At 60.9% G+C, this 17,710-nt stretch carries 18 protein-coding genes and 1 tRNA gene; 10 read left to right on the forward strand and 9 right to left on the reverse strand.

Translation table 11 applies throughout. The features are described from left to right. Positions 1-536 precede the first annotated feature (536 nt). The 6 genes from F3H58_RS22940 to cydX all read left to right on the forward strand — a co-directional run bounded on the left by F3H58_RS22940 (position 537) and on the right by cydX (position 7,571). Positions 537-1,115 (forward strand): GbsR/MarR family transcriptional regulator, encoded by a 579-nt coding sequence (locus F3H58_RS22940; protein WP_003522458.1) that lies wholly within the window; start codon positions 537-539, stop codon positions 1,113-1,115. Between the two features lie 17 nt (positions 1,116-1,132). Continuing rightward, a complete protein-coding gene (gene cydD / locus F3H58_RS22945; protein ID WP_149743950.1) occupies positions 1,133-2,929 on the forward strand; it encodes a thiol reductant ABC exporter subunit CydD in 1,797 nt (598 codons plus the stop codon). Beyond that, positions 2,926-4,617 (forward strand): amino acid ABC transporter ATP-binding/permease protein, encoded by a 1,692-nt coding sequence (locus tag F3H58_RS22950; protein ID WP_149743898.1) that lies wholly within the window; start codon positions 2,926-2,928, stop codon positions 4,615-4,617. Before cydD ends, F3H58_RS22950 begins: the two co-directional genes overlap by 4 nt. Before the next feature lie 67 nt (positions 4,618-4,684). Beyond that, on the forward strand, positions 4,685-6,262 hold the full coding sequence (locus F3H58_RS22955) for a cytochrome ubiquinol oxidase subunit I (protein WP_059756945.1): 1,578 nt from the start codon (positions 4,685-4,687) through the stop codon (positions 6,260-6,262). 6 nt (positions 6,263-6,268) lie between these two features. Beyond that, complete coding sequence (gene cydB / locus F3H58_RS22960; RefSeq protein WP_149743899.1) at positions 6,269-7,426, forward strand: cytochrome d ubiquinol oxidase subunit II; 1,158 nt, start codon at positions 6,269-6,271, stop codon at positions 7,424-7,426. A gap of 22 nt (positions 7,427-7,448) precedes the next feature. Then, entirely contained in the window at positions 7,449-7,571 is a 123-nt protein-coding gene (gene cydX, locus F3H58_RS22965) for a cytochrome bd-I oxidase subunit CydX (protein ID WP_003508602.1), read from the forward strand. An 89-nt stretch (positions 7,572-7,660) separates the two neighbouring features. Here cydX and F3H58_RS22970 read toward each other — a convergent pair whose 3' ends face one another. The 7 genes from F3H58_RS22970 to F3H58_RS23000 form a co-directional block, all read right to left on the reverse strand. Further along, positions 7,661-7,849: a hypothetical protein gene (locus F3H58_RS22970; RefSeq protein ID WP_003522463.1), complete on the reverse strand. Its 189-nt coding sequence runs from the start codon at positions 7,847-7,849 to the stop codon at positions 7,661-7,663. Between the two features lie 22 nt (positions 7,850-7,871). Continuing rightward, entirely contained in the window at positions 7,872-8,282 is a 411-nt protein-coding gene (locus F3H58_RS22975; RefSeq protein ID WP_065657363.1) for a DUF3597 domain-containing protein, read from the reverse strand. A gap of 12 nt (positions 8,283-8,294) precedes the next feature. Beyond that, positions 8,295-8,546, reverse strand: a complete 252-nt coding sequence (locus tag F3H58_RS22980; RefSeq protein WP_003522465.1) for a GlsB/YeaQ/YmgE family stress response membrane protein — start codon at positions 8,544-8,546, stop codon at positions 8,295-8,297. A 150-nt stretch (positions 8,547-8,696) separates the two neighbouring features. Further along, positions 8,697-9,554, reverse strand: coding sequence for a carboxylating nicotinate-nucleotide diphosphorylase (nadC, locus tag F3H58_RS22985; RefSeq protein WP_149743900.1), 858 nt, complete (start codon positions 9,552-9,554; stop codon positions 8,697-8,699). 1 nt (position 9,555) lies between these two features. Then, positions 9,556-11,127, reverse strand: coding sequence for an L-aspartate oxidase (locus tag F3H58_RS22990; RefSeq protein ID WP_149743901.1), 1,572 nt, complete (start codon positions 11,125-11,127; stop codon positions 9,556-9,558). After that, on the reverse strand, positions 11,124-12,095 hold the full coding sequence (nadA, locus tag F3H58_RS22995; protein WP_188129039.1) for a quinolinate synthase NadA: 972 nt from the start codon (positions 12,093-12,095) through the stop codon (positions 11,124-11,126). The genes F3H58_RS22990 and nadA overlap by 4 nt, the downstream gene beginning before the upstream one ends. Positions 12,096-12,164: 69 nt before the next feature. Continuing rightward, positions 12,165-13,067, reverse strand: coding sequence for an NUDIX hydrolase (locus F3H58_RS23000; RefSeq protein WP_149743903.1), 903 nt, complete (start codon positions 13,065-13,067; stop codon positions 12,165-12,167). 206 nt (positions 13,068-13,273) lie between these two features. On the opposite strand from F3H58_RS23000, the gene F3H58_RS23005 reads away from it, so the two are divergent. Together F3H58_RS23005 and F3H58_RS23010 are read left to right on the forward strand one after the other, a co-directional pair. Continuing rightward, positions 13,274-13,648, forward strand: a complete 375-nt coding sequence (locus F3H58_RS23005) for a PAS domain-containing protein (RefSeq protein WP_149743904.1) — start codon at positions 13,274-13,276, stop codon at positions 13,646-13,648. 73 nt (positions 13,649-13,721) lie between these two features. Continuing rightward, the gene (locus F3H58_RS23010) at positions 13,722-14,222 is read left to right on the forward strand and encodes a thermonuclease family protein (protein WP_149743905.1); all 501 of its coding nucleotides are present in this window, start codon (positions 13,722-13,724) and stop codon (positions 14,220-14,222) included. Positions 14,223-14,298: 76 nt separating this feature from the next. On the opposite strand, the gene F3H58_RS23015 is transcribed toward F3H58_RS23010, so the two are convergent. Together F3H58_RS23015 and F3H58_RS23020 are read right to left on the reverse strand one after the other, a co-directional pair. Continuing rightward, positions 14,299-14,374: transfer RNA gene (locus F3H58_RS23015), tRNA-Ala, on the reverse strand. A 152-nt stretch (positions 14,375-14,526) separates the two neighbouring features. Further along, positions 14,527-14,913, reverse strand: a complete 387-nt coding sequence (locus F3H58_RS23020; RefSeq protein ID WP_003522472.1) for a TIGR02300 family protein — start codon at positions 14,911-14,913, stop codon at positions 14,527-14,529. Positions 14,914-15,139: 226 nt separating this feature from the next. Here F3H58_RS23020 and cmk point away from each other — a divergent pair, with 226 nt between their 5' ends. Further along, entirely contained in the window at positions 15,140-15,772 is a 633-nt protein-coding gene (cmk, locus tag F3H58_RS23025; protein ID WP_149743906.1) for a (d)CMP kinase, read from the forward strand. A 170-nt stretch (positions 15,773-15,942) separates the two neighbouring features. Then, complete coding sequence (gene rpsA / locus F3H58_RS23030; protein ID WP_003522474.1) at positions 15,943-17,643, forward strand: 30S ribosomal protein S1; 1,701 nt, start codon at positions 15,943-15,945, stop codon at positions 17,641-17,643. Positions 17,644-17,710 lie beyond the last annotated feature (67 nt).

A 17,710-nucleotide genomic window follows, 5' to 3' on the forward strand; every position in this document is an offset into this window, starting at 1 on the left:
GTCCATCAAGGGTGGCAAGCCATTCATCGATGGCGGTGCCGGTATTGGCGATGCGGACGGCTTTTTGTGTCGCGGCATCGAAAAGATCCAGATGTGCCTTTGAGACGTCGCATCCGATGTAAACAGGGTGTACCATGGCAAGCCTCATCCTGTGCTACGAGGTCCGCGCTCACGGCCTCCATCAACTGTTCAGGTTGGGATCATCAAGAGCGGGCGGAGGTCCAAAAGCCAGCAGGCGGTCTCTAACGACCAGGATTCCGACGGCCTTCCGCCCGCACTCTACATAGCACAAATCCAATACACAGGATTCCGGCTCAGGGCCGGAATGACGGAGGCTGGGGGTAAACCCAGCAAACACCGGCTTATCCTGACACTCCGGAAATACCGTCGCATATTCGCCGCTTCTGCTGGCCCATTGATGACCTCGCCCTTACCGCTTTGCACATTTTGACGCAGGTCAAAAAGGTGATTTGCCGCCCGTCGTTTTTTGCGTTATCGAAATTTCAGAAATTACTGAAAATTCAGGAAACGTAAAAATGCCGACCAGCCTGTCCCCGCTCGTTCAGTCCTTCGTGCTGCATTTCGGTGAGATGGGCAGCCGCTGGGGCATCAACCGCACCGTCGGCCAAGTCTATGCTTTGCTTTATATTTCGCCGCAGCCGCTGTGTGCGGACGAGATTGTGGAGGCGCTGGGCATTTCCCGTTCCAACGTGTCGATGAGCCTCAAGGAGTTGCAGGCGTGGAACCTTGCAATTCTCAAGCATTTTCCGGGTGACCGGCGCGATTTTTTCACGACGCCTGACGATGTCTGGCAAATTCTCCGCACCCTTGCCGAAGAGCGCAAGAAACGCGAGATCGATCCCACGCTCAGCGTGCTGCGCGAAATTCTGATGGAAACGCCGGAAAACGAAGATGAGCGGCATGCGCAAAAGCGCATCGATGAGATGAAGACGCTGATCGAGCAACTGACCGGCTGGTATGACGATGTGAAGCGGCTGGAGACGGAAAGGCTGGCTTCGCTTCTGGCGCTCGGTTCGAAGGTCACGAAGCTTCTGGAGGCCAAGGACAAGATCGTCTCCCTCGCCAGACCCCGTGGCGCGAAGAAGGACGGGTGAGGAGATCGGCCGTGAGCATGTCCGTGGAAATCCGCCAGGGGGCTGATAGTGACGGGGCAGTCTGTCCCGCTCCGGTTGGAGTCTCGCCCGACGCGACGCGTAGGCGCTTCGTCAGCAATGCCAATCGCAAAACCTGCCGCGACAGAGCCGCCGGGCGGGCGAAAATGACAGGCTTGCCAGCGGTTGGGAAATCCGTTGCCCTGCTGCATGTGCTGGCGGCTTTGCTCTGGTTGCCGCAGGCAGGTTTGCTTGCCTTTTCAGTCGGAAGAATTGCCGATGGCGCGCCGATGATGGCGATCGTGCCGGCTGCGGCTGCGGTTCTCATCCTCGGCCTCATCAAGGCATGGCTGGAAAAGATCGCGGCGCGGCTGTCGTTTCGTGCCGCTCGCGCGGCGTTGTCGCAGCGGCGGCTGGAAGCACTGCAGGCGGTGGCGAAGGTTTCCCCGCTCGATCTGTCGCGTACCGCCTCCGGTGAGGCGGCAGGCGTCCTGGCCGAGGCGGCGGAAGCGCTGGTGCCTTATCTTTCCCGTTTCCAGCCGGCGCGGATGAAGGCGACCATCGTGCCGCTGGTTTTCGTGGTGGCGATCCTGCCCTTTACCTGGATTGCGGCGCTGGTGCTGCTGCTCGCCATGCCAACCATCCCGCTTTTCATGGCGCTCATCGGCTGGCAGGCCAAGGCCGCCAGCGAAAAGCAGCTTGCCGAGACGGGCAATATGAATGCCTTCCTGCTCGATCGCCTGCGCGGGCTGGAAACGATCCGCACACTGAAAGCCGTCGATCTGACGGCGGAGCGTCTCAGCGCCGATGCGCAGAACCTCAAGAAGCGGACGATGGCGGTGCTCAGGATCGCCTTTCTCTCCTCGGCGGTGCTGGAGCTTTTCGCAGCGCTCGGCGTAGCCATGACCGCCGTTTATATCGGTTTTCATCTGCTCGGTTTTCTCAATTTCGGCGCTTGGGGCGAGAAGCTGACGCTTGCCGAAGGTCTTTTCATCCTGCTGCTGGCGCCGGCCTTTTTCGAGCCGCTGCGGGAACTCTCCGCTGTCTGGCACGACCGTGCGGCCGGTGAAGCCGCACTTGATGCGCTCGGCAAATTGACGGCCGGCGGTGCGGCCATCGCGGGTGAGGGTGCGGATGTGGCGTCTGTCCTATCCCCGACGCCGGGCCTGCTGGAGATCGACAATCTCTCTTTCGCTTATCCGAGCGCCCCACCTGTCATCCAAAATCTCAACCTGACCGTTCAGCAGGGTGAGCGGATAGCCATTCTTGGGCCTTCCGGTTGTGGTAAATCCACTGTACTCTCCTTGATTGCCGGGTTGGCCGAGGCGGGTGAGGGCGCAATCAGGATCGGCGGCGTGACGCTTGATGACGCGACGGCGGATGGGCTGCGTGGAACGATCGGCTGGGTCAGCCAGAGGCCGTTCTTTTTTGCCGGGTCCCTGAAGGCGAATATTCGTTTTGACCGCCCGGCGGTCAGCGACGCCATGGTGGAAGAGGCCCTGCGCAGTACCGGGCTGGATAGATTGACGCAGGCGCGCCGGCGCCTGCAGATCGGCGATGGCGGATATGGAATTTCGGGCGGGGAGGCGGTGCGGCTTGCCATTGCGCGTGCTTTCGCAGACCCCGCAACGCAGCTTGTTCTGGCCGATGAGCCGACAGCCCATCTCGACCGGGAAACGGCTGCCCTCGTCACGGATAACCTGCTGCAACTGGCAAATGGCAGGACATTGATCGTCGCGACCCATGATCCGGTGCTTGCGGCGCGCATGGACAGGATCGTGGATATGACGGCGATCCATTCGAGGGGGCAGCCATGATCGCGCGTTTTGCGATATTGAGACCCATTATTGGCCTGTTCTGGTCGGCGCGGCGCGGCATGCTCCAGGCGGGCGCGGCTCTTGCGGTAACGACGGTGCTGGCGGGCATCGGCCTTCTCGGCGTTTCCGGCTGGTTCATCACCGCAACGGCGATTGCCGGTCTTCTGCCGGCAACGGCCTATGCTTTCGATGTCTTTGCGCCTTCGGCCGCCATTCGTCTTCTGGCGCTGGCGCGCACCGCCGCCCGTTACGGCGAACGCATGACGACCCATGACGCCACGCTTTCCCTGCTTGCAGCACTTCGGGAAAAGCTGTTTCGCGGCTTTGCCGCGCCGCAGGCCGCGAAATCCCTGGAGGCGAGGCCTGCGCGCCTGCTGAACCGGCTGACGGCGGATATCGATGCGCTGGATTCGCTTTATCTGCGCGTGCTGGTTCCCGCCGCCGTCGCGGTCCTTGCTGCAATCGCGACAGGCCTCGGGCTTGCTTTTCTCCATCCTCTGGCGGGCGTTCTGGCGGCGGTTTTCCTCATCGCGGCGGGGCTTGGAATTTCGGTGCGCGCCGCCTTGCGGGCGGAAACATTCTCGCGCCGCCGGGCAATCGGGCTGGAGGCCCTTCGTGCCCGCACGGCCGATCTCGTGAGCGGGCAGACGGAGCTCTTGACCACCAGCCGCCTTTCCGCGCAGGTCGCGGCGGTGAAACGGGCGGATGACTACCTCTCTGCCTGCGATGATACCCTGAACCGTATCGAAACCAGTGCCGGTTTTTCCTTCGGTGTTTCAGCGGCCATTCTTTTGAGCGCCGCCCTTCTCGGCATGGCCTGGCTCGCGGAACAGGGGGCGGTGAGCGCGCCGGCCGCAGCACTCGGGCTGCTCGTCTGTTTTGCCGCGCTGGAGCCTTTCACGGCGTTGCGCCGTGGGGCGATGGAACTTGGGCGCACGCTGTTTTCCGCACGGCGCATCGCGCCGCGTCTTGCGGCGAAGGCTGAGGGTCGCTGTCCCGCTTCGCCGGTCAGCGGCATGGCGGCGGAGCTCAAAAACGTGCGTCTGGAGCGGGAAGGGAACGACAATCCGGTCCTGACGAATATCAATCTCGCAATCGCCTCCGGAGAACGGGTTGCGATCATCGGCCAGAGCGGCGCGGGCAAGACGAGCCTCATCCAGCTTCTGGCGGGTGAATTGCGGCCGGCGGCCGGCACAGTCAGCGCCCTGCCGTCCACTCTCATGACGCAGCGAAGCCAGCTCTTCCGCGACAGTCTCGCCGACAATCTGCGGCTGGCGAAACCCACCGCAACCCGCGCCGAGTTATGGGACGCGCTCGAGGCGGCAGGCCTTGCCGAACACGTCAAAACCCTGGCCGCCGGGCTGGAGACAAGGCTTGGCGAGGCGGGGCAGGGGCTTTCCGGCGGTCAGTCGCGCCGGCTGGCGCTCGCCCGTTTCCTGCTCGCCGACCGGCCGCTCTGGCTTCTTGATGAGGTGACGGAAGGGCTGGATGGCGAGACCGCCCGCGACGTGCTCACCAGGCTGTTTGCGAGGGCAGAGGAAAAGACTGTCGTGATGATCACCCATAATCGCCGCGAGGCGGAATTTGCCGATCGCATCATCGTGCTGAAAGAGGGGCGTCAATTTGATGAATGTCAAAGCGGCACCCCGGAATACGGCGTAGTGCTGGAGACACTGCGCCCGGACTGAGATTTTTTGAGAGCCGGCGTCGTCTTGAAAATGGAAGGCCGGCCTTCCGGAAAAGGTGGATAGGACTATGGAACTCGACATAGTGGCGCTGTCGCGCCTGCAATTTGCAGTGACGGCTTTATATCACTTTCTGTTCGTTCCCCTGACGATCGGACTATCGGTGGTGATCGCCATCATGGAAACGGTCTATGTCATGACCGGCCGCACGGTCTGGCGGCAGATGACGAAATTCTGGGGCACGTTGTTCGGTATCAACTTCGTGCTCGGCGTTTCCACCGGCATCGTCATGGAATTCCAGTTCGGCATGAACTGGAGTTATTACAGCCATTATGTCGGCGATATCTTCGGTGCGCCGCTGGCCATCGAGGGCATGATGGCCTTCTTCCTGGAAGCCACCTTCGTCGGCCTGTTCTTTTTCGGCTGGGACAAGCTGTCGAAACTCGGCCATCTCGTCGCGACATGGTGCGTGGCGCTCGGTTCGAATTTTTCGGCGCTGTGGATATTGATCGCAAATGGCTGGATGCAGAACCCGACGGGCTCCGCCTTCAACCCCCAGACCATGCGGATGGAGGTGACTGACTTCTTCGAGGTTCTGTTCAACCCGGTGGCGCAGGCGAAGTTCGTTCACACGGTTTCTGCGGGTTACGTGACGGCCTCCATCTTCGTGCTCGGCGTTTCGGCCTGGTATGTGCTGAAAGGCCGTCATGTCGATCTTGCCAAGCGTTCGATGACGGTCGCCGCCTCCTTCGGTCTGGCGTCCGCGCTGTCGGTCGTCGTGCTGGGTGATGAAAGCGGCTATCTCTCCACCGAACACCAGAAGATGAAGCTCGCCTCCATCGAGGCCATGTGGGAAACCGAGCCGGCCCCGGCTCCCTTCACGGCCATCGGTTTTCCCGATCAGGAAGCACGCGAAACGCATTTCGCGGTGAAGATCCCGTGGGTGATGGGCCTCATCGGCACCCGCTCGCTCGACACGCAAATTCCCGGCATCAACGATCTGGTGGAGCAGGCCAAGACCCGCATCCGCGACGGTATCAAGGCCTATGACGCGTTGATGCAGATACGGGCCACCGGCAAGGGCGCGGAGTTGCCGGAAGAGGTGCGCGGCACCTTTGCCGAACTCGGCCATGAGCTCGGTTATGCCCTGCTGCTGAAACGATATGTCGACGATCCGCGCCAGGCGAATGAAGAGCAGATCGCCAAGGCGGCGGCGGATACCATTCCGCATGTGCCGACCCTGTTCTGGTCGTTCCGCATCATGGTCGGTCTTGGCATCTTCTTCATCCTGCTGACGGCGACGTTCTTTTATCTTTCGGCCCGCCGCCGGCTGGATCATTATCCGTTGCTGCTGAAAGTGGCGGTCTTCGCCATTCCCCTGCCGTGGATCGCGGCGGAAATGGGCTGGGTGGTGGCCGAGTTCGGCCGCCAGCCATGGATCATCGAGGGCGTGCTGCCCACGGCCGCGGCCGTCTCCAGCCTCAGCGCCTCCACGGTCCTCATCACGCTCCTGTGTTTCATCGCCATCTACACGGTGCTGTTCATCGTTGAAATGGGGCTGATGCTGAAGGCGATCCGCAAGGGGCCGGAGCCGGACCATGAGCCGGAAGCGCCGCTCGTTCCTGAAAAACTCGTCGCCGCGGAGTAAACGATCATGATATTGCACCAACTCATCGACTACGAAATCCTCCGCGTCATCTGGTGGCTGCTGCTCGGCGTGGTGCTGATCGGTTTTGCCGTGACCGGCGGTTTCGATCTCGGCACCGGCGCGCTGCTGCCCTTCGTGGCGAAAACGGATATCGAGCGGCGTGTCGTCATCAATTCCATCGGCCCAGTCTGGGAGGGCAATCAGGTCTGGCTCATCCTTGGCGGCGGCGCGATTTTCGCCGCCTGGCCGCCGCTTTATGCGGTGTCGTTTTCAGGGTTTTACCTGGCGATGTTCGCCACCCTGTTTGCGTTGATCCTGCGGCCGGTCGGTTTCAAATATCGCTCCAAGCGTGAAAGCGCCGCCTGGCGCACCGGCTGGGACTGGGCGCTTTTCATTGGCGGCTTCGTTCCCGCGCTGATCTTCGGTGTGGCCATCGGCAATGTGCTGCAGGGCGTTCCCTTCCACCTCAATGACGATCTCAGGATTTTCTACGATGGCACGACGCTGTTCGAGCTTCTGAACCCTTACGCCATCCTCTGCGGTCTCGTTTCCGTCGCCATGCTCATCATGCACGGTGCGGCATGGCTGGTGCTGAAGACGGATGGTCCGGTCGCGGCCCGTGCCCGCGCTTTCGGCAGCATCGCGGCGCTTGCCACCACCGTTCTTTTTGCGCTCGGCGGTGTCTTTCTGTGGCTCGGTGTCGATGGTTATCGCTTCACCTCTGAGGTCGTCACCGACGGTCCGTCCAATCCGCTGTCGAAGACGGTCGAGGTTGCGGGCGGTGTCTGGTTTGCCAATTATGCGGCGCATCCCTGGATGATGCTGGCGCCGGCGCTCGGTCTTGCCTTCCCGCTTGTGGCTTTCGTCTTGCTCCGGGCCCGCAGGGAAGTGCTGGCGCTGCTTTCCAGCTCGCTTGCGATTTTCGGCATCATCTCCACGGTGGGGCTGACGATGTTTCCCTTCATCCTGCCGTCTTCGGTCGATCCGAAATCGAGCCTGACGGTGTGGGATGCATCTTCCAGCCACATGACGCTGTTCATCATGCTGGTCGTCGCCCTCGTCTTCATCCCGATCATCGTTGCCTATACGTCATGGGTCTATCGCGTGCTGTGGGGCAAGGTGGATGAAAGGGCGATCCGCGACGACAGCGGTCATGCTTATTGATTGAGAAAGAAGGAGATCGAACATGTGGTATTTCGCCTGGCTGCTCGGCCTGCCTCTCGCCGCCATCTTCGCCGTCATGAACGCCATGTGGTATGAGCTGATGGAAGAAAACGCGAAAAAGGCCGAAGCGAAGCTGGATAAATAAAGCTTCGAGGGACGCGGCATAAAAAGGGGCGGCATCCAAACCGGATACCGCCCCTTTTGCTATAACTGCCGTGCGTGCGATGCGTGGCATCAGTGGATCGCGATGCCGCGCTTGTCCGCTTCTTCCTTGATGATGTCTTCGACGATGGCCCTCTTGAGATTTGGATTTCCAAGAAGATAGTCGTCGGCGATCTCGAAGATCGATTTCGGATTCTCGGTCCTGTGCAGGGTGTCGAGGTCCTGGCCGATCTGCTCTCGAAGGCTGGAATAGTCGTCCATCGCGGCGCTCCCGTTTATCGGTTCAATCCAGAAGGTCGGCCGGAACCTTGCCGCCGTTTTCGGACAGTTTCTTGATGACGGCCTTGTGCAGCCAGATGTTCATGGTCGCCGAATCCGAAGTATCGCCGGTATAACCGAGTTCGCCGGCCAGTTCCTTTCGGGCGCTGAGGCTGCTGTCCAGATTGAGCGCTTTCAGAAGGTCGACGATCGAATGTTTCCAGTCGAGTTTCTGGCCGTTCTGCTTGACGGCCGCATCCAGGATCGAAGCGACGTCGACATTGCCGGTGGGGGCCGGAGCCGCGGCTGTCGGAGCGGGTGCGGCCGGTGCGGCCGGGCTTGCCGTGGCTGCCGGCGTGCCGGCCGGAGCCGAAGTCTGCGGCGCGGCTTCGGCCTTGCCGAAAATAGCGTTCTTGATCTTGTCGAAAAAGCTCATGGTGTCCTCCCCTTAGCGGCGAAATGCCCGCCCGACGGCGATGAGAATGCAGGCGCCGATGAAGCCGGCGATGAGATAGCCAATCCAGCCTCCGAGCGAAATGCCCACGAGCCCCAGAAGGAAATTGGCGACGATGGCGCCGACAATGCCGAGGATAATGTTCATGAAAAGACCCATATTGCTTTTCATGAACTGTTCGGCCAGCCAACCGGCTACGCCGCCGATGATGATTGCTGCAATCCAGCCAACTTGTGCGTCTTCCATAACAAGCCTTTCCTTTGTGAGAGAGGTCCGCAGGCATATGGACAGGCTTTTGCGCGCACTGATCCCCCCGCCTTGAATAGACCCCAGGCGGAGCAATAACGGGGATATGGGCGATTGGTTCCGTGCGGCGAACTATGCGCCGCATATTCTTTAGCTCTGGCTTTGAAAGTCGAGGCCGATATCGAGAACTGGCGCGCTGTGGGTCAGCCAGCCGACGGAGATGAGATCGATGCCGGTTGCGGCGATGGCTGCGGCCGTCTGCGGATTGATGCGGCCGGACGCTTCGGTAATGGCGCGACCGGCGACGATTCCCACCGCCTCGCGCAGCTGTTCGGGTGTCATATTGTCGAGAAGGACCGCATCGACGCCCTCATCCATGACTTCGCGCAACTGCGCAAGCGTATCGACCTCCACCTCGATCTTGACGAGATGCCCCACGCCCTGACGGGCGCGGCGGATGGCGTCGCGCACGCCGCCGGCTACGGCGATATGGTTGTCCTTGATGAGAACGGCGTCATAAAGCGCAAAGCGGTGGTTCATGCCGCCGCCGGCGCGCACGGCATATTTTTCAAGCGCTCTCAGCCCCGGCGTCGTCTTGCGGGTGCAGGCGACCGAGGCCTTGGTGCCGGCAATGGCGGCAGCGATTTTTGCGGTGACGGAAGCGATGCCCGACAGGTGGCCGAGGAAATTCAGCGCCGTGCGCTCCGCCGTCAGAAGGCCGCGCGAGGGGCCTTCGATCGTTGCGATGATATCGCCGGGCGTCACGGCGGCCCCATCCTGCACATGCCGTTTCATCGCGATGGCCGGATCCACGAGCTGGAAAGCCAGTTTCGCCGCGTCGAGACCGGCGATAACGCCCGGTTCGCGCGCGGCCATGACGACGACCGAGCGATGATCGGCGGGAATGACGGCGGCGGACGTGATGTCGCCCGCCAGTCCGAGGTCTTCCAGAAGAGCGTTGCGCACGAGCGGTTCGATGATGAGGCGTGGCAAGGGTGAAAGGATCATGTCAGGCGCTCCGCGCAAGGCTGGCCGAGGAATGGCTGGAAGAGGAAAATTCATGGGCGATGGTGAGGAGGTCGCTGAGGTTCAGCCTGCGCCTTGTGGCCGTCGCATGTTTTTCAGGGAAATCGTCGCGGAAATGCGCGCCGCGCGATTCCGTGCGCAGCGCCGCAAAGACGGCGATGGCCAGCGCGACAAGGGCAGGATCGGATGCCGGGCCGTTCCGCTCAGCCAGTGGCAGAAGATCGCGGATCGCGCCCGTCAGTCCTTCCGCATGTCTTGCGATGCCGAGATGGCGGGAAACGACGGGCCGGACGGGGGAGAGGTCGGCTGCCGGGAAATCGGGCATGGGGAGTGTTGCGATATCCGCTGCCTGTTTTCCCGCATATGCCTGCCTGCCGGCAATGTCTTCTGCGGCACGCATGCCCATGGCTGCCGCTTCCAGCAGGGAATTGCTGGCAAGCCGGTTCGCGCCATGCAGGCCCGTGCAGGCGGTTTCGCCGGCAACCCACAGGCCCGGCACCGAGCTTCGGCCTCTGCCATCGGTGGCGACGCCGCCCATATGGTAATGCACCGCCGGGCGCACCGGCACGAGTTCACGGGCCGGGTCTATCCCGGCTTCGCGGCAGAGCAGGTCGATCGAGGGGAAGCGAGCGGAAAAGCCGGAGCCGAGCGCCTTGCGGGCATCGAGAAAGACCTTGCCGCCACGCAGTATTTCGCGGTCGATGGCGCGGGCGACAATATCGCGCGAGGCGAGTTCCGCACCCGGAACGGCCGCCATGAAACGTTCGCCGTTTTCGTTGAGAAGCAGCGCGCCTTCGCCCCGCACCGCTTCGCTCACCAGCGCCAGCGGCCGTCGGGGCGAGGAAAGCGCCGTCGGGTGGAATTGCACGAATTCCATATCGGCGAGGATGGCGCCGGCGCGGGCGGCGAGCATGATGCCCTGCCCGAAATTGCCGGCGGGATTGGTCGTCGCCTCATAAAGCCCGCCGAGGCCGCCGGTGGCGAGAACGACCTGGCTTGCCGGCAAAGTGAAGCAGCCTTTTGGCCCGATGCAGGCGAGACCAACGACGACGCCGTGTTCCGTCAGCAGGCGGCGAACCTCCGTGCCTTCCAGAACGGTTACGGACGGCGTGCGAAGAACGGCGGCGGCGAGAGCCCTGACGATGGCCGCGCCTGACCCGTCCCCTTCGGCATGCAGGATGCGCCTTCTGCCATGGGCGGCCTCCAGCCCGAAGACGAGCCTGCCTTCGGCATCCCGGTCGAAGCGCACTCCCGCCCGCTCCAGCGCCTCGATGACGGCGGGGGCGGCGGAAACGATCTCTGCGGCCATTTCCGCGTCGCAGAGGCCGTCGCCTGCGGCGAGCGTATCGGCAAGATGCAGCGCGGCGTTATCGTCCGGCCCGAGACTGGCGGCAATGCCGCCCTGCGCCCAGGCGCTGGAGGTCTCGCCGCCCAGAACGCCGCGTGTGAGAAGCAGCACGGGCTGCGGCGCAAGCGTCAGCGCCGCCATCAGGCCCGCAATGCCGCTGCCGACAATGACCGTCCAGCCCGTATGCGACGGGAGGCGTTCGCTCATACTTCCAGCATCCTTTCCACGGCGCGGCGGGCGGCGACAGCGATGGCCGGGTCGACCGTCACTTCGTGGCGGTTTTCCTCAAGGGCCGTGCGGATATTGCCAAGCGTGATGCGTTTCATATGCGGGCAGAGATTGCAGGGGCGGATGAATTCGACATCCGGGTGATGCACGGCGACATTGTCGCTCATCGAACATTCCGTCAAAAGCACCACGCGAGCAGGTCGTTCCCGGCCGACATAATCCGACATGACGGCGGTGGAGCCGGAAAAATCCGCAGCCTCGACGACATCGGGCGGACATTCCGGATGCGCCAGCACGGTGACGCCCGGATAGCTTTCGCGCAATTCGCGAATATCATCGGCGGTGAAAAGCTCGTGCACTTCGCAATGGCCGCGCCATGCGATCAGTTCGACATTGGTTTCCCGCGCCACGTTTTTCGCCAGATATTCATCCGGCAACATCAGCACGCGCGGTACGCCGAGCGATTCCACCACCTGACGGGCATTGCCAGAGGTGCAGCAGATATCAGATGCCGCCTTCACCGCGGCGGAGGTGTTCACGTAGGTCACGACCGGAACGCCGGGATAGGCCTTGCGCAGAAGCGCGATGTCCTCGGGTGTGATGGAATCGGCCAGCGAACAGCCGGCGGCCATATCCGGAATGAGCACGGTTTTCTCCGGATTGAGCAGTTTCGCCGTCTCGGCCATGAAATGCACCCCAGCCAGAACGATGACATCCGCCTCAACCTCCATCGCCTTGCGGGCAAGGGCAAGGCTGTCGCCAACGATATCGGCGACGCCGTGGAAGATTTCCGGTGTCTGGTAGTTGTGGGCGAGGATGACGGCATTGCGCTTGCGCTTCAGCTCGAGGATCGCTTCCACATCGTCCTGAAAGCCCATCCATTCGGCCTTGGGAATGACGCGGGCAACGCGGTCGTAAAGGCTTGCGGCGGAAATCTGCTCGTTCACGGTGCTCTCCCATTTATACTCTTTTTGAGTATATCTAGGGCAAAGACATATTCTCATTGTGAGCATATGTCAATTGCGGGAGAGTGGCAGTTTCGTTCCGGAAAGGGCGCGTTCATCGAGAACGGTCTGGCGGAAGCGGAAGAGCTTTGCCGGGCGGCCGCCGGTTTCGGTCGCCATCTCGCCGGTCTCTTCCACCAGTTGCTGCTGTTCGATCAGCCGGCGGAAGTTCTGCTTGTGCAGCGTCAGCCCGGCCAGCGCCTCGATGGCGCGCTGTAGCTGCAGGAGTGTAAAGGCGTCGGCCATCAGTTCGAACACCACGGGGCGATATTTGATCTTGGCCCGCAGACGCGCGATGCCGGTGGCAAGGATGCGGCGGTGATCGGCAAACATCGGCCTGCCGAAATTGATCTGCGGTTCGCCTTGCGCCTCTTCGACCAGCCCGGCTTCATACAGCAACTCGTAACGCTGCAGGGTCAATTCCTCGTTCCAGCCGCCGCCATCGAGGCCGAAGGTGAAATCGGCCCGCAAATGGCGCTGGCTTTTCGAGGCGGGATCGGAATCCGCCCAGGCGCGCAGCCTGTCGATGATGCTGTCCAGAACTTCCGGGCGCCCCTGACGGTGATCCTCCCAGGGAAAATATTCGTACCAGCCGTGCCAAAGCGGGCGTTTGCCGCCGGAGGCTTCCTGTTCGCGAACCAGCCCGAGATAACCGATGGAGATGGTTCTACCACCTAAAATGTCGTTGTTGCGGTCGCGATCGGCGAAAGTATAGAGCTGTTCGAGATAACCGACGGGGTGATGGGTCTGTTCGTGAATCCATTCCCGCAAGCCGCTCTGGAGGGTTCTGTGCCCGAATTCGAACGGTCCCGACGGAAGCGCTGCACCTTCCCGAACGGTCATGACCCGCGGCTCCTCCGTGGTGATGGCGGTGACGACGGCGATGAGTTCGGCATGGGCAAGCCCGATGGTCACGGCGGCTCCTCTGGTCGTTGGCGCAAGATCAATCTTCTTTGGCACAGGAAGGTTGCTTCGCCAACATGGCGGCAGAAAAGGGTTGTCGATAAATAGTCTCACTGAAAACGGGGCGCCATCAGACAAAAGGATGAATTCTTGTGGTTAGTCGTCCGTCATCTGATATGTTACAGACCCGCACGAGCATTTCAGACTGTAGAAGGCCGATGTTGGAGAACGTATCTCTCGAAGAGACACTTGTGGGTTATTATACCTGGAACATCGGGCAAAACCTGATTTACCTCGATGCCGTGGCGGCCCGCCTGCGCGAATTCTCCCCGGAAAAAGCCGCTTGCGGCATTCCGGTCGAAGATTTCATCGCGCAGATAGAAAGCGGCTCGCGCGCACGCGTCGCCAAGGCGGTCTACAATTCGCTGACAAATGGCGTGTTCTATGATCAGGAATATCGCATTCAGCTCAAATCTGGCGGCTTCCGCTGGTTGCGGACAACGGGGCGGGTGATCCTGGACAGCGACCAGCTTCCGATCATGGCCATGGGCACGGTGCGGGATGTCAGTGCGGGCAAGATTTTATTGATGTGATAAGCGGCGGACCGCTTCGCGGGGCGGCGGCCGATCGATTTTAATTTGTTCATTGTTTTGATGTTGCGGTGACATGGTCCGGCAGATCGCAATTTTGCTGTTTCAGATCGTCCTGGCCATTGGCCTCGGCATAGCCGGCATCCGCATCGCCTCGCTCGTCAATGGTGAGGAAACATCGGCGCCATCAGGTCTTGCGGCCAATACGGAACTGCTTTGGACGACCTCGCCGGTGCGGGTCGATCCGCGTAGCCAAAATTACGAGCGCATTCCGACGCCTCCCGATCTTTATCCGCTGAAAATGCATGCGGACCAGCGCCTGCGCGTCATCTCCAGCAGCCGCTTCACATTCAAGGGCAAGGAGTTCCGCCTCGCCGGCGTGGAGGATGTCGAACGCAACCGCGTCTGCACCGGCCCCGACGGCCGCCGTTACGCCTGCGGCCTCAACGCCTTCAAAGCGCTGGAGAACCGGCTACGCGGCAGATATCTCGAATGTCGGACGATGGAGGAAGGTGATGCCGGCGGTTCCGTGGAGTGCCGGATCAACGGGCAGGATGTGCGAGCGCTGCTGCAATAGGCGATCGGGTCGAACGGCTTGCGAGATGCGCGACAGCGACTGGCAGAAGAGAAGATATTTTTTGTCTGGGAAGATTTGGTGGAGCTAAGCGGGATCGAACCGCTGACCTCTTGCATGCCATGCAAGCGCTCTCCCAGCTGAGCTATAGCCCCATAAGGGTTCCGGCATTTCTTCCGGTTCCGGGAACCGAAGCGGTTGTTGTTCCGTTCGGTGGCGGCTTACTACTGCGGCTTTCCGACGAGTGCAAGCATAAAAAACGGCCCGGCGTCATTTTTTTGTCGTCGGGCCGAATTATCAAGTAAAATCAAGCTTCTTCGTCGTCGCCCGATACGCCGATGATGCCGGACATGTCGTCGTCGTCATCTTCGTCGTCGGTTTCGAGGAAGGTGTCGTCGTCATCGTCGATTTCGACGTCATCGTCGTCGCCGAGATCCGGGATATCGTCGCCGTTGTTGTCGCCATCGGCATCTTCCAGCGAGACGAGTTCGACTTCCGTGTTTTCGGTATCGACTTCCGCCACTTCCTCTTCTTCAGCCTGCTCCATCTTGGCCTGGGCGGTGCTTTCCTCGAAGAAGGAGAGCGGCCAGGACTTGCCGGTGTAGGGAGAAACGACCGGATCGCGGTTCAGATCGTAGAACTTCTTGCCGGTATCGGGGTCTGTGCGCTTGGTACCAAGTTCCGCTTTTGCCACTGTCTAAGCCTCAAATTGTCGAATGAGTTTCGGTGTGTACGCCGTAAAACCGGCATAGACGGTAAAATTTATAGCCGGTCCCCTTAATCGTTGCGCTCTTTCGTGTCAAAGACAAACTTCGGGTGCCGCCTGCCTTGGCGCAACCCCTATGCGGGGATGCTGATATAAATAGGAAGGTGTTGCGCACTCTATTATATGAATGACGAATGCACAGGCGGAAAGCTTCATGACCTTCACGATCGCCATAGACGGGCCGGCTGCGGCGGGCAAAGGAACCCTGTCGCGCAGGATTGCCGAGACCTATGGTTTCCACCATCTCGATACCGGGCTGACCTACAGGGCGACCGCCAAGGCGCTTCTGGATGCCGGCCTGCCGCTCGATGATGAGGCCGTGGCGGAAAAGATCGCGCTGGAAGTCGATCTTGCGGGGCTCGATCGCGCCGTTCTTTCCCGGCACGATATTGGCGAGGCCGCATCCAAAATCGCGGTGATGACGCCGGTGAGGCGCGCGCTCGTGAAGGCGCAGCAGCTTTTTGCGGCAAAGGAGCCGGGCACTGTGCTCGACGGCCGTGACATCGGCACGGTGGTATGCCCTGAGGCGCCGGTGAAGCTTTACGTTACGGCCTCTGCGGACGTGCGGGCGCGACGCCGTTACGATGAAATTCTGGCCAATGGCGGCAGCGGCGATTATGATGCCATTTTCGCTGAAGTGAAAAAACGCGACGAGCGCGACATGGGCCGCGCCGACAGCCCGTTGAAGCCGGCTGAAGACGCGCACTTGCTAGATACGTCGGAAATGAGTATAGAGGCGGCGTTTCAGGCCGCGCGGACGATCATTGACGCCGCCCTGAAGAGATAGGTTTTTCGCGGAACGGCTTCCTGCCGTCCGCGTTTAGTCCGGAATTGCCCGAAGACATGTCCTTGCGCCGGAAAGCCTTTTTAAAAGGCGGGCATGGGGTCGGGTATCAACAACACTAGCCCACCGGCGCTTTTGTATTCGCCATAGCGCGGATGCAATCAGGAGATTTCATGTCAGTATCTACCCCCACGCGCGAAGATTTCGCAGCGCTTCTCGAAGAATCCTTTGCCTCCAACGATCTTGCCGAAGGCTATGTTGCCAAGGGTATCGTAACGGCAATCGAGAAGGACGTTGCCATCGTCGACGTCGGCCTCAAGGTTGAAGGCCGCGTACCGTTGAAGGAATTCGGCGCGAAGTCCAAGGACGGCACGCTGAAGGTCGGCGACGAAGTCGAAGTTTACGTCGAGCGCATCGAAAACGCTCTCGGCGAAGCCGTTCTGTCGCGCGAGAAGGCTCGCCGCGAAGAAAGCTGGGTCAAGCTCGAAGCCAAGTTCGAAGCTGGCGAGCGCGTCGAAGGCGTTATCTTCAACCAGGTCAAGGGTGGTTTCACCGTCGATCTGGACGGCGCTGTTGCCTTCCTGCCGCGTTCGCAGGTCGACATCCGTCCGATCCGCGACGTTACCCCGCTGATGCACAACCCGCAGCCCTTCGAAATCCTCAAGATGGACAAGCGTCGCGGCAACATCGTTGTTTCGCGCCGTACGGTTCTCGAAGAGTCGCGTGCCGAGCAGCGTTCTGAAATCGTTCAGAACCTCGAAGAAGGCCAGGTTGTTGACGGCGTCGTCAAGAACATCACCGATTACGGTGCGTTCGTTGACCTCGGCGGCATCGACGGCCTGCTGCACGTTACCGACATGGCATGGCGCCGCGTCAACCATCCGTCGGAAATCCTCAACATTGGCCAGCAGGTCAAGGTTCAGATCATCCGCATCAACCAGGAAACCCACCGTATCTCGCTCGGCATGAAGCAGCTCGAGTCCGATCCGTGGGATGGCATCTCCGCCAAGTACCCGGTTGGCAAGAAGATCTCCGGTACCGTCACGAACATCACCGACTACGGTGCATTCGTCGAGCTGGAGCCGGGCATCGAAGGCCTGATCCACATTTCCGAAATGTCCTGGACCAAGAAGAACGTACACCCCGGCAAGATCCTGTCCACGAGCCAGGAAGTTGACGTTGTCGTTCTCGAAGTCGATCCGTCCAAGCGCCGTATCTCGCTCGGTCTCAAGCAGACGCTTGAAAACCCGTGGCAGGCATTCGCTTACAGCCATCCGGCTGGCACGGAAGTCGAAGGCGAAGTCAAGAACAAGACCGAATTCGGCCTGTTCATTGGCCTCGAAGGCGATGTCGACGGCATGGTTCACCTGTCGGACCTCGACTGGAACCGTCCGGGCGAGCAGGTCATCGAAGAGTACAACAAGGGTGACGTCGTCAAGGCTGTCGTTCTCGACGTTGACGTTGAGAAGGAACGCATCTCGCTCGGCATCAAGCAGCTCGGCAAGGACGCTGTCGGCGAAGCCGCTTCTTCCGGCGACCTGCGCAAGAACGCAGTCGTTTCCGCTGAAGTCATCGGCGTCAACGATGGCGGCATCGAAGTGAAGCTCGTCAACCACGAAGACCTCACCTCGTTCATCCGTCGCGCTGACCTTTCCCGTGACCGCGACGAGCAGCGCCCCGAGCGCTTCTCGGTTGGCCAGGTTGTCGACGCCCGCGTCGTCAACTTCTCGAAGAAGGACCGCAAGGTCATGCTTTCGATCAAGGCTCTGGAAATCGCTGAAGAGAAGGAAGCCGTCGCACAGTTCGGTTCGTCCGACTCGGGCGCTTCGCTCGGCGACATTCTCGGCGCGGCTCTGAAGAACCGCGGCGAATAATCGCTTCGATCCTTTGAAATGAAGAACCCGCCGGAATTTTCCGGCGGGTTTTTTATTGGTTTCAGTT

The organism is Rhizobium sp. NFACC06-2, assembly GCF_900101425.1.
Lineage (GTDB): Bacteria > Pseudomonadota > Alphaproteobacteria > Rhizobiales > Rhizobiaceae > Agrobacterium > Agrobacterium leguminum.

What these genes read in the sequence shown, in the direction of transcription:
- F3H58_RS22940 (WP_003522458.1), top strand. Translation starts at nt 537, where the DNA reads ATGCCGACCAGCCTGTCCCCGCTCGTTCAGTCCTTCGTGCTGCATTTC.
- cydD (WP_149743950.1), top strand. Translation starts at nt 1,133, where the DNA reads ATGTCCGTGGAAATCCGCCAGGGGGCTGATAGTGACGGGGCAGTCTGT.
- F3H58_RS22950 (WP_149743898.1), top strand. Translation starts at nt 2,926, where the DNA reads ATGATCGCGCGTTTTGCGATATTGAGACCCATTATTGGCCTGTTCTGG.
- F3H58_RS22955 (WP_059756945.1), top strand. Translation starts at nt 4,685, where the DNA reads ATGGAACTCGACATAGTGGCGCTGTCGCGCCTGCAATTTGCAGTGACG.
- cydB (WP_149743899.1), top strand. Translation starts at nt 6,269, where the DNA reads ATGATATTGCACCAACTCATCGACTACGAAATCCTCCGCGTCATCTGG.
- cydX (WP_003508602.1), top strand. Translation starts at nt 7,449, where the DNA reads ATGTGGTATTTCGCCTGGCTGCTCGGCCTGCCTCTCGCCGCCATCTTC.
- F3H58_RS22970 (WP_003522463.1), bottom strand. Translation starts at nt 7,849, where the DNA reads ATGGACGACTATTCCAGCCTTCGAGAGCAGATCGGCCAGGACCTCGAC.
- F3H58_RS22975 (WP_065657363.1), bottom strand. Translation starts at nt 8,282, where the DNA reads ATGAGCTTTTTCGACAAGATCAAGAACGCTATTTTCGGCAAGGCCGAA.
- F3H58_RS22980 (WP_003522465.1), bottom strand. Translation starts at nt 8,546, where the DNA reads ATGGAAGACGCACAAGTTGGCTGGATTGCAGCAATCATCATCGGCGGC.
- nadC (WP_149743900.1), bottom strand. Translation starts at nt 9,554, where the DNA reads ATGATCCTTTCACCCTTGCCACGCCTCATCATCGAACCGCTCGTGCGC.
- F3H58_RS22990 (WP_149743901.1), bottom strand. Translation starts at nt 11,127, where the DNA reads ATGAGCGAACGCCTCCCGTCGCATACGGGCTGGACGGTCATTGTCGGC.
- F3H58_RS23005 (WP_149743904.1), top strand. Translation starts at nt 13,274, where the DNA reads ATGTTGGAGAACGTATCTCTCGAAGAGACACTTGTGGGTTATTATACC.
- F3H58_RS23010 (WP_149743905.1), top strand. Translation starts at nt 13,722, where the DNA reads ATGGTCCGGCAGATCGCAATTTTGCTGTTTCAGATCGTCCTGGCCATT.
- cmk (WP_149743906.1), top strand. Translation starts at nt 15,140, where the DNA reads ATGACCTTCACGATCGCCATAGACGGGCCGGCTGCGGCGGGCAAAGGA.
- rpsA (WP_003522474.1), top strand. Translation starts at nt 15,943, where the DNA reads ATGTCAGTATCTACCCCCACGCGCGAAGATTTCGCAGCGCTTCTCGAA.